General features: G+C 52.5%; 9 protein-coding genes and 1 pseudogene. 5 read left to right on the top strand and 5 right to left on the bottom strand.

The features are described 5' to 3' along the window. From R6U67_RS15585 to R6U67_RS15565, 5 genes and pseudogenes are all read right to left on the bottom strand, one after another. Positions 1-637, bottom strand: a pseudogene (locus R6U67_RS15585) (adenylate cyclase); the annotation flags it as partial. Between the two features lie 23 nt (positions 638-660). Beyond that, the gene (locus R6U67_RS15580; protein WP_410253397.1) at positions 661-1,617 is read right to left on the bottom strand and encodes a DUF1822 family protein; all 957 of its coding nucleotides are present in this window, start codon (positions 1,615-1,617) and stop codon (positions 661-663) included. Between the two features lie 29 nt (positions 1,618-1,646). After that, the gene (locus R6U67_RS15575; RefSeq protein WP_410253396.1) at positions 1,647-2,321 is read right to left on the bottom strand and encodes a sigma-70 family RNA polymerase sigma factor; all 675 of its coding nucleotides are present in this window, start codon (positions 2,319-2,321) and stop codon (positions 1,647-1,649) included. A gap of 314 nt (positions 2,322-2,635) precedes the next feature. Continuing rightward, positions 2,636-4,273 carry an acetolactate synthase large subunit gene (locus R6U67_RS15570; RefSeq protein WP_410253395.1) on the bottom strand — a complete coding sequence of 546 codons (1,638 nt, stop codon included), beginning with the start codon at positions 4,271-4,273 and terminating at the stop codon, positions 2,636-2,638. Positions 4,274-4,428: 155 nt separating this feature from the next. Next, entirely contained in the window at positions 4,429-5,796 is a 1,368-nt protein-coding gene (locus R6U67_RS15565) for an NAD-dependent succinate-semialdehyde dehydrogenase (protein WP_410253398.1), read from the bottom strand. Between the two features lie 451 nt (positions 5,797-6,247). Here R6U67_RS15565 and R6U67_RS15560 point away from each other — a divergent pair, with 451 nt between their 5' ends. The 5 genes from R6U67_RS15560 to R6U67_RS15540 all read left to right on the top strand — a co-directional run bounded on the left by R6U67_RS15560 (position 6,248) and on the right by R6U67_RS15540 (position 10,275). Beyond that, positions 6,248-7,468, top strand: a complete 1,221-nt coding sequence (locus R6U67_RS15560) for a vWA domain-containing protein (RefSeq protein ID WP_410253394.1) — start codon at positions 6,248-6,250, stop codon at positions 7,466-7,468. Continuing rightward, complete coding sequence (locus R6U67_RS15555) at positions 7,465-7,869, top strand: FHA domain-containing protein (protein WP_410253393.1); 405 nt, start codon at positions 7,465-7,467, stop codon at positions 7,867-7,869. Before R6U67_RS15560 ends, R6U67_RS15555 begins: the two co-directional genes overlap by 4 nt. Further along, entirely contained in the window at positions 7,862-8,683 is an 822-nt protein-coding gene (locus tag R6U67_RS15550) for a PP2C family protein-serine/threonine phosphatase (protein ID WP_410253392.1), read from the top strand. Before R6U67_RS15555 ends, R6U67_RS15550 begins: the two co-directional genes overlap by 8 nt. 92 nt (positions 8,684-8,775) lie before the next feature. Further along, a complete protein-coding gene (locus R6U67_RS15545) occupies positions 8,776-9,504 on the top strand; it encodes an FHA domain-containing protein (RefSeq protein ID WP_410253391.1) in 729 nt (242 codons plus the stop codon). A 132-nt stretch (positions 9,505-9,636) separates the two neighbouring features. After that, positions 9,637-10,275 carry a 4Fe-4S single cluster domain-containing protein gene (locus R6U67_RS15540; protein WP_410253390.1) on the top strand — a complete coding sequence of 213 codons (639 nt, stop codon included), beginning with the start codon at positions 9,637-9,639 and terminating at the stop codon, positions 10,273-10,275. The last annotated feature ends 27 nt before the right edge of the window (positions 10,276-10,302 follow it).

The following is a 10,302-nucleotide window of genomic DNA, read 5'->3' as shown; positions in this document are numbered from 1 at the left end:
TCTCAGACTGGGTGGGTTCATCTAAAAATTCAACCTCTGCACCCGGTAACTTCTCCAGAGTTTGGCGATCGCGACTGACCTTAATCCCCTCAGCATGACCCAAAATTGCTAAAATTCTAATTTTCTGCCTCCCACCCTGAGAGGAAAATCGCTCACGACGTTGAAACTTCGGTGGACTCAAAGCAATTTCTGTTTTGGGATAACTTTGGCAAAAACTCCACAGATGCCAGGGAAGTTTATGTAAACGGGTGTCATTGGTGCGAATAAGAACCCGGATATCATCATCGGGCTTAAGCTGTTGCCGTAATAGACGATCAATGTCTCGAAATGACTCCGCATCCAACCAAGTGTTGAGGCGATCGCGCAGGGTCTTCCCCGACTCCTGACAGGCCTTCAAACGTGCCTGAATTGAACCACCATATTCAATCCCCTTCGACTTAATCCGATACGGCGCACTCAACGGGCGATAGTTCTCTAACCAGTGGCTGTCCAACTGAGCCAGTAAATCCGGGGCGGCGGGTAACTGACCCGTCTCCTCAATTGAGGGGCGATCGCCATCTTGACTGATTTCCAAAGAGACTTGAAAACCCACATCATCCAAGTCCCCAGTCAGTTTTAAGGTTACAAGTTTCGTCATAATTTATCCTCCCTTATTCTGTCTCAGATCACAAAATGTTCCAGAAAACTGACCGGTCCTAACGCCACCTTAACACCAAACTGTTCTTGAGGCTGACCACTAAAGTTTAGCTTAATATGTTCTGTACTTTTCGCAAGAGCCTGCATCACCGCCTGACCTTCATCATTCAAGATGGAAATCTCCAAATTCAGCGGTAACTCAGTCCGTCTATCCAGAGACTGAATCTCAACCGAGATATCCATTTCCTCTGAAATTTCCGAATCTAAACTAATCAACAGTGCGATCGCCTCAGACATCCCCTCAAAATGAAGCAGTTTTCCCCGTTTAATCACCGAGTTTTGGTGGGTTTCCTGACTCTTCATCCGGCTTCTCACCACCCAGGCGGGTGCAGGCTGTTCTGGGGCAACTAACGCTTCGAGATTCTGCCATCCTGCGTCCACCAAACCGCGAAGCCACTGGCTGAGTTGAGTCACCTGAGATGATGCCACTGACGGCTGATTTTCCCATTCTTCGACCTTCAACAAGAACAGATCCAAATCATCCCAACTTTGCAGAAAAAACTCCTCTCCATCTCCCATCAGCTTCTCAGAAAACCCTTGCAAAATTGCCTCATTTGAGTCTTCATCCAAAGCCACAGCAAGATAGCCGAGTTTATCACCCCGAGCCTCTTGAGAAACCCTTACCTTGTTCTGGTTAGCCGTCATCGCACAACACTCAACTCGACCTAAATTCCTGAGTTCCAAATCAGCACTATTTGCCAAAAGTTGCAACCCCGGATTCCAAACTGTACTGGCTTCTAAATCGGTTTCAATCCCCATACATTGACAATAATAATCAACAGCCAACACCGCCAAAACATTACGGTAAACTTGTCGTGATTTATCTGAATTATCTTGATACCGACTCACCTGATCAGCCTGAGAACGCATCATTTGCGTCATCGGAACATTGAAGGTTAACTTGTGATGATTATAATTCATGGATCACTCCTAACATAAACTATCTTTAGCTAAGTTTGTACGTAGTCTTTAATGAATTCAGAAAATTCACTCAGACTGCGTTGGTAAAAATCACTCAAGGTTGAGATACCCACCCCCAAATCAGCAGAAATAGTTTTCCAACTTTCTCCATTGAGTCGTCGAATGGAAATTTGTTTGAACGTCACCTCTGGCTTTTGGCGCAGGGTGCGACGTTCAAAGAGTCCAGCGGGATCATCCCGTAAACATTGGGCGATCGCCTCAGACAGACTCGGAGATAAACGCTTAGTGGAAAAGTGCTGTTGTACCCGAACTGATGGCGTGAGAGAAGTGCTAGAAATCTCGCGGCGATCGCCAATAATCCGGGGAATTGCCTCATTAAAAAAACGCCGTTGCAAGAGAAAGTTAACCCATCGTAAAAACGGACTTCTCTTAGGGTTATAGGCATCAATGCGATCGCAAATGTAAATAAACAACATTTGCAGCGCCTCATTATAAATATCATCATAAACATGGGGAAACTGCCCAGTATAAGGATGACAGAGGCGACCGGATGTGCGAGTCAGTTGCACCAGTCGCGTCAAAGCACGACGACGCTGGCGACTCCCTGGGGGGGAGTTCTGAGCCTCAAGAGCTAAACTCCTGAGTTGCTCATCCAACTGAGCAAGCGGATTATGGCTCGGCTGTTGAGTATCTCTATCCTCCACGAGGAACCTCCCAATCATCTATAACTACTGTCGGGATAACAGCCCTCGTTTTACGGAGATACGCCAATTTGTTATAAAACTTCACATTTGCGGCAACCTCAACCCCCTCCTCCCCTCCTCGTGTCATGGCTGAAGCCGTGACACGCACTCTCGGCGGCTCTGCCGCCTGCTCTCGGGAGGCAGAGCCTCCCCAATGGCATGACTGGGCTGAGCCAAGTCACGAGGAAGACGAGGAAGAACCCGAAACAAAACTGCCCATACCGCCAAAGCCGTATGAGCAGAACTCCACAAATCCAGAGTGAGTCTGGGAAACCTTACATCGGACAGCTCAACTCACCGGATTTCGCCGAAAAGCGAGCATTTTCCCGATAATCCACCGGACAGTCAATCACCGCCGGGACATCTTGGGCCAACGCCTCCTTCAAAATCGGCACAAACTCCTCCGTAGACGTCACCCGATAGCCCTTCAGGCCCATACTTTCAGCGAACTTGACAAAATCCGGGTTGCCGAACTCAATAAACGAAGCCCGTCCATATTGAGCCTCCTGCTTCCACTCAATCAAGCCATAGCCGCCATCATTGAAAATAATGGTCACAAACGGGGTTTTCGTGCGTAGAGCCGTCTCCAACTCCTGGCAATTCATCATGAAACCGCCATCCCCCGTCGCCGCCACAACCTTGCGATCCGGGTGAACCAGCTTCGCGGCGATCGCCCCCGGAATCGCAATCCCCATCGCCGCAAACCCATTAGAAATCAAACAAGTATTAGGCCGTTCACAGTGATAATGGCGGGCAATCCACATCTTATGAGCGCCCACATCAGAAATCACCACATCATCGGGCCCCATCACCTGCCGCAAATCGTAAATCAGCTTCTGAGGCTTCAAGGGAAACTCATTATCATTGGCGTGTTGTTCGTAATCCTGGCGAATATCATCCCGCAGCGAGAGAGCATGGGGCGTCGCCTTGCTGGAGCGATCAGAACGGCGTAAAATCTCATCGAGGGAGTCCGTGATATTGCCCACCACTTCCACCAAGGGAATGTAGCTGCTGTCAATCTCCGCCGAATCCGTCCCAATATGGACAATGGGAATTTCCCCTTTCGGGTTCCATTTCTTGGGAGAATACTCAATCAAATCATAGCCCACCGCAATCACCAAATCAGTGTTGTCAAAGCCACAACTGATATAATCGCGCTGTTGCAATCCCACCGTCCAGAGGGCTAGGGGATGCGTATAGGCGATCGCCCCCTTACCCATAAACGTATTCGCCACCGGGATATTCAACCGAGTCGCAAACTCCGTCAGAGCATCACTCGCATCATCACGAATCGCCCCATTCCCCACCAGAATCAGAGGATTATTCGCCCGAGAAATGGCCGTCGCCGCATCATTGAGACTCTTATACGAAGCATAGATTTTATCCTGGCGATCGCACTTGAGGGGGCTTCCCTGCACCGGCATCTCAGCGATATTTTCCGGCAAATCAATATGAACCGCCCCCGGTTTCTCCTGTTGCGCCCGTTTAAACGCCTTACGGACAATTTCCGGGGTATTACTGGGGCGAACAATCTGCGAATTCCACTTGGTTACCGGAGCGAACATCGCCACCAAATCCAAATATTGATGAGATTCAATGTGCATCCGATCCGTTCCCACCTGGCCCGTAATCGCGACGAGAGGCGCACCATCGAGGTTGGCATCGGCCACCCCCGTCATCAGGTTCGTCGCCCCAGGCCCGAGGGTAGACAGACAAACCCCCGCTTTTCCCGTTAAGCGTCCATAGACATCAGCCATAAAGGCCGCTCCCTGCTCATGGCGGGTGGTGACGAACTGAATCGACGAGCCTCGCAGAGCTTCGAGGACTTGCATATTTTCTTCACCCGGTAAGCCGAAGACATACTTGACGCCCTCGTTTTCCAGACATTTGACTAATAGTTCCGCAGTGTTCATTAAGACCCCTTGCGTTGCGTTGAAATGAGTTGAATTAACAGACGTGAACAGACGCGATAACAGGTGTGAAACCACAATTCCAAGATAATCCCTTTGCCAAGTCCTTCGCCCGAATTCATCCGGAAGGGGCAACTCGGAAGCGATGCGATTGGATGCTATTGACTGATGACCACAGTTTTGATGTTGACAAACTCCTGAATCCCCTCAATGGCGAGTTCGCGGCCATAGCCCGATTTCTTGACTCCGCCGAAGGGCAGTCGCGGATCAGATTTGACCATACCGTTGAGAAAGACGGCTCCCGCTTCCAATTCACCGATGAATTGTTGCTGCTCGGGTTCGACTGTCGTCCAAGCACTAGCACCTAAGCCATAGGGGACTCGGTTGGCTAGGGCGATCGCCTCATCAATGGTACTGACGCGAAATAGCAAGGCCACGGGGCCAAACAGTTCTTGATCATCAGCAATAGTCCCCGATGGAATATCGCTGAGTAACGTCGCGGGGTAAAAGTTCCCCGGCCCCTCAGGGAGTTCGCCTCCGAGTCGGAGTTTAGCGCCCTGCTTGACTAACGTTTGCACCTGTTGATGCAGCTCATCGCGAATCCCCGCCGTCGCCAGGGGACCGAGATCCTGTTCCGGGACTAGGGGATCGCCAAAGCGCAGAGCCTCCAGTTTAGCCAGGAAGCGCCGTTCAAACTCATCGGCAACGGAGTCGTGGATGATGAAGCGTTTAGCCGCAATGCAAGACTGGCCGCTGTTGAGCATCCGGGCAGTGACAGCCGTGCTGACAGCGGCTTCGAGGTTGGCACTCCCCATGACGATGAAGGGATCACTGCCGCCGAGTTCCAGAACCGTTTTTTTCAGGTTTTTACCCGCTTGTTCGGCGAGGCGAATTCCGGCCCCTTCGCTGCCGGTGAGAGTCGCCGCTTGGATGCGATCGTCGGCCAGGAGTGAGGCGACGCGCTTGGCACCGATGAGCAAGGTTTGGAAGGCACCGCTGGGGAATCCCGCTTCCGAGAGAATCGACTCGATCGCCAAGGCACATTGAGGAACATTCGAGGCGTGTTTGAGTAAGCCCACATTGCCCGCCATCAGAGCCGGGGCCGCGAAGCGGAAGACTTGCCAAAAGGGGAAATTCCAAGGCATGACCGCCAGGATCGCCCCCAGGGGATGATAGGCCGTGTAACTAAAGCGGGCATCGGTGGCCACCGGGCGATCAGCGAGAAACTCAGCGGCGTTGTCGGCGTAGTAGCGGCAGACGAGAGCGCATTTATTGACCTCGGCGACGGCTTGGGCGATGGGTTTGCCCATTTCTAGGGTGATCAGTTCCCCGAAGCTTTGGGCATCTCGTTCGAGGATATCGGCCGCGTTCTGGAGCCAGCGCGATCGCTGGACCATCATGGTATAGCGGTATTGCCCAAAGGCGCGATCGGCTCGTTCGAGTTTGGCTTCGAGTTCCGCGTCACTCAGATCCGTGAACGTTTTGATGGTTTCTCCCGTGGCGGGGTTGATGCTGGCAATACCCATAAGTCTGTTCGTATCCTTGTCGCGTCGCCTGGGGCGATCCGTCTGAGGCGATCGCCACTCATGGAACTGTGCCAGAGGGACTGTGCCAGAGGGACTGTGCCAGAGGGACTGTACCAGGAGGCGATCGCGCGTGTGATCCCATTGTGGGTTCAGGACGCGGGACGTTTGCCACAATTGTTACAAAACGACAAGTTGTTATGAGTTGCAGACCTGTTAGGAGGCGATCGAGGGACTGAAATTCCCAGTACGGGTATTCACTCATGGGTCTGGGCGTCGAAGCCCATTAAGCTAGGACGAAACACTGGGGAAAAGACAGACTTGAGCCAGGGAACCCGCCCAGAGGGGCCGGCAAAATTCCATCTAGTTTCCATCTACTTTCCATGAACCTACTATGGAGTTCCCAAGACCCCGTTGTTAGGCTGATATCAATCACCAAGAGCGGTAAGGTTTTATGTTTGACCTACAACTAGACTGGGATTTACCCGCCAAAATTAGTTCCTTAGACAGTCGCCATGTCTTGCGAGTTCGTCTCACCCCTCAAGCCAATTTAGCCCAACTGCCCTTGCAGATGGCGATCGCCCTCGATACCAGTGCTTCGATGCGGGGGGCGAAGCTAGAGGGAGCAAAAACCGCCTGTCGGACGGTGATGGGGCAATTACGGGATGGCGATCGCCTCAGTTTAGCCAGTTTCGCTACAGGGGTTGCTCCCATCGGCGAGAGTCAGCAGGACAGCCAACACCGACAAGGGGCCATCAACGGCTTACAGGCCAATGGGGTCACCCGTACAGATTTAGCCTTAGCCTGGTTGCACGAGCAACTCCCCCCCAGCCCCGGACTGGCCCGGGTGGCGGTCTTGATTACCGATGGCCATGCGACGAATCGCCAAGGCCGTCAATTGCCCGACACCACTCCTCTGCTGGAGCGGGTTGATGCCTTTGCCGATGGGGGGATTACCCTCTTTACCGTCGGCTTAGGGGATGCCGCTAACTTTAATACCGATTTTCTCGTCCAATTGGGCGATCGCGGTCGGGGGGGCTTTCTCTACGCCGATGACCCCAGTCAGCTAGACCCCCAATTGCAAGACCAATTCCGCCGCTGTCAAGCCATCGCCGTTGAAGACCTGCTTCTGACCCTGACTCCCCTCAACCACGCCTCCGTCGAGAGTTTCTGTCGCTACCGTCCCGACTATCTCCCTTTGGAAGAAACAGCCCCCAATCAACTGGTGTTGTCCGCCGTCTCCGCCAGAGAACCCACCGATGTTCTGATTGAAGTCCGGGTTCCTCCCCTGGGGTTTAACGACAGTCTCTCAGACCAAGATGTGTTGCGACTGGAGGTGCAAGGGCCGGGAATGACCCCGATTCAGGCTCAGGCGGCGATCGCCCATACCCAATCCTACAAAGCCGCCCAACAGGTGAATCGAGACGTAGAACGCGATCGCCTCGGCTGGGACATCAACATCAACAGTAGCGAACTCCCTCGCAGTCAAGACCCCAACCGCACCGGCGAACTCCTCAGCAACATCCAAGTCGCCGCCTCCAAATCCGGTCGCCGCGACATCATGCAGCAAGCCAGTCAACAACTGCAAACCCTCCAAGACTCAGGAAAACTGACTCCCGCACAAGTCACCGGACTCTTACGAGACACCCGCAAAACCACCAACCACGACTCATGAATGGATTTGGTCACAGCCCCGTCCCCGGACAACGGCGACTCAGCCCCGACAAGACCGTTCTCATCCTCCGCAACGGTCCCCAAACACAGCAACAGATTCCCCTACATCCGATCCGCATCCTCATTGGCCGTCACGACCCCCCCCACGCCCAAGTTGACCTCGACCTCAGTGATTGCGAACTCGGAGATCCTCCCATGGTCTCTCGCCGTCACGCCCTCTTGCAATGGCAGGACGGACAACTCACCTTACGGGATTTAGGCAGTCGCAATGGCACTCGCGTCAATGGTGAGAAACTAGAAACTCTCCCGGATCAGCCCTATTCTGATGTCGTCGTGTTACAACTCGGCAGTCGCATTCAATTTGGCAACCTAGAATTTGAAGTCATTAATTCCCATGAATAATCCTAATTCCTCTGCTCCAAATCTGCTAGAATTACCCTGGGTTACTGTTGCTGACGTCTCCCATATTGGCAAAGTCCGCCAAGAAAATCAAGACAAAACTTTAGTCAAGCCTTGGTCTGATGAATCCGCTCTATTAGCCGTCGTTGCAGATGGTATGGGCGGCGGTCGTGGCGGACAGCGAGCCGCTCAATTAACCGTTGAAACCTTTGCTGAATTAGTTGATGAACCCTTAGCAACGAATCAAGAAGACCTCTACAATCAGTTATTAGCAAAATTCCATGAAGCCGATGACGCCATTCGCAACGAAGGCGGTCAGAGTTTTCAATTGATGGGGATGGGGTCAACCGTTGTTGCCGCGATTATCACTCCCGATTATTATGTCCATCTCTATGCCGGAGATAGCCGACTGTATCATCTGCAAGACCAGCAACCCCTTTATAAAACCAAAGACCATTCCATTGTGCGGGTGTTATTAGAGATTGGGAAGATTACCGAGGACCAGGTGGCCACGCATCCCATGCGATCGCAAATTACCTCCTGTCTCGGCGGTCGGGAAGGCAACGGACAGTTTTCAATTGACCCCAAATGGCAAGAAAATCCCTCCCCAATTCGTCATTGGAACCCCAAAGATATCCTAATTCTATCCAGTGATGGCTTACACAACTACATCCGAGACCAAGAAATGCAACAACTCACAAACAACCCGTTTTCATCCCCTAAAAACCCCTTACAAAACCTCCTTGAAACCGCCCTAGAGCGAGGGGGGCAAGACAACATCAGTGGCATTTTAATCACCCGCAAACCCCAGAACTAACCCCGAAATTTCCCCGACATTCCATCCTATCGCCTGACCGTCAAATCTTGGTAAAGTAGGAGACAGACCGCTCCCCTCTCCCTCTCCTGTCCATGGTTGACCTAGTTCCCTATCTCATCATCCACTCCCCCAGCGGCCAGCAAAACACCCTTGAACTGCGGGATATTTCCTATAGCATCGGGCGACTTCCCGACAACGACATCGCCCTAATCGAAGACCCCGACTCCCAAATCACCCGCATTAAACACTGTATTCTGACCCGAAACAAAGGTCAGTGGTTCGTCAGCGACCACAGCACCAACGGAACCAAACTGCACCTCAACGACAGCCTCTACGACGTTCACCAAAACGCCATCCCCCTAGAATCCGGTGCTGTCCTCCACATCAGTCACTGGCGACTCAGCTTCCATGACCCCAACGCCACCCAAAAAAGCCGACGTTCAGCCAAATCCCAGGCCCCTTCCCACGCCAGAGTCGTCCCTCAGGGTCAATTCATCTACAAACTCGCCGAAGTCACCCTGTACTACCAAAGCACAGACCAACGCCAGGCTCTCCCCTGTCGCCCTCAAGTGACCCAAATGTTGACCCACATGGCCCAACAAAACCTCAAGAACCAAGGCGAACCCATTGTTTGTCAGTATGAAGACCTCATGGAAGCCATCTGGGGGTTAGAAGAGGGTCATAACCCCTTAGAAATCAACGGTCTCGCCCGAGAAATTCGTAAACTCTTTGCCACACACAGCCCCCAAACAGACCCCCATCACTTACTCAAAAACATTCGTGGCTTCGGATATATCCTCAACATCACCTGTGAATGGTGACTGTTTCTTACTCGTGTTCTTACTCGTGTTATGGCTCTGCCATGACACGGACTCTGGGCGGCTCTGCCGCCCGCACTCAGGAGGCAAAACGAGTGAAGGAACGAGTAAAAATAACGATTCTTGACATTAACCATGACTACAACCCTAAAAATCTTCCGCCGTCAATCCCCCGTACAAGTCCTCGGTCCCGGACAACGAGCCGTCATCTGGGTACAAGGCTGTCCCTTCGCCTGTCCCGGCTGCATTGTCCCCGAATCCTGGGACGCTCGCAGCGGCGAAACCGTGACCCTCAACGACCTCAGCCAGTGGATTCTCAGCCAACCCGACCTCGAAGGAATTACCCTCTCCGGCGGCGAACCCATGTTACAAGCCGAAGCCTTAAACCAACTCATTGATAACCTCCGCCAACAGCGAGACTTAGGAGTAATGTGTTACAGCGGATATCGCCTAGAAACCCTCCAGCAGCAAGGAAGCCCAGCCCAACAGCAACTCTTGCAACGCCTTGACCTACTCGTAGATGGACAATACCGCCAACAAGAACATGACAATCTACTCTGGCGGGGGTCTCGGAATCAGCGGTTACTATTACTCACATCCCGCTATCGAGAGACCGTTGAGCAACAGTTAAGCCAGGGAGATGAATCAGCGGGACTAAGCTTTGTTTCCGCCACAACCGGGGAAGTCTCCTTCACCGGAGTTCCGCCGCTGCTCGGATTTCGCCAACAATTTGAAAGCCAAATGCAACAACGAGGAATCCACATTCAGGTTTAAAACCGACGAGCCTGTGACCATCCTGTG

Origin of the sequence: Sodalinema sp. (assembly GCF_046483825.1) — a bacterium.
In the GTDB taxonomy this organism is placed as follows: domain Bacteria; phylum Cyanobacteriota; class Cyanobacteriia; order Cyanobacteriales; family Geitlerinemataceae; genus Sodalinema.
The sequence above is the reverse complement of the archived record's forward strand: the minus strand, read 5'-3'. Positions and strand labels throughout refer to the sequence as shown.

Excerpts from the sequence above, each read along its gene's own strand:
- R6U67_RS15580 (WP_410253397.1), bottom strand. The coding sequence starts at position 1,617 with ATGAATTATAATCATCACAAGTTAACCTTCAATGTTCCGATGACGCAA.
- R6U67_RS15570 (WP_410253395.1), bottom strand. The coding sequence starts at position 4,273 with ATGAACACTGCGGAACTATTAGTCAAATGTCTGGAAAACGAGGGCGTC.
- R6U67_RS15565 (WP_410253398.1), bottom strand. The coding sequence starts at position 5,796 with ATGGGTATTGCCAGCATCAACCCCGCCACGGGAGAAACCATCAAAACG.
- R6U67_RS15560 (WP_410253394.1), top strand. The coding sequence starts at position 6,248 with ATGTTTGACCTACAACTAGACTGGGATTTACCCGCCAAAATTAGTTCC.
- R6U67_RS15555 (WP_410253393.1), top strand. The coding sequence starts at position 7,465 with ATGAATGGATTTGGTCACAGCCCCGTCCCCGGACAACGGCGACTCAGC.
- R6U67_RS15550 (WP_410253392.1), top strand. The coding sequence starts at position 7,862 with ATGAATAATCCTAATTCCTCTGCTCCAAATCTGCTAGAATTACCCTGG.
- R6U67_RS15545 (WP_410253391.1), top strand. The coding sequence starts at position 8,776 with ATGGTTGACCTAGTTCCCTATCTCATCATCCACTCCCCCAGCGGCCAG.
- R6U67_RS15540 (WP_410253390.1), top strand. The coding sequence starts at position 9,637 with ATGACTACAACCCTAAAAATCTTCCGCCGTCAATCCCCCGTACAAGTC.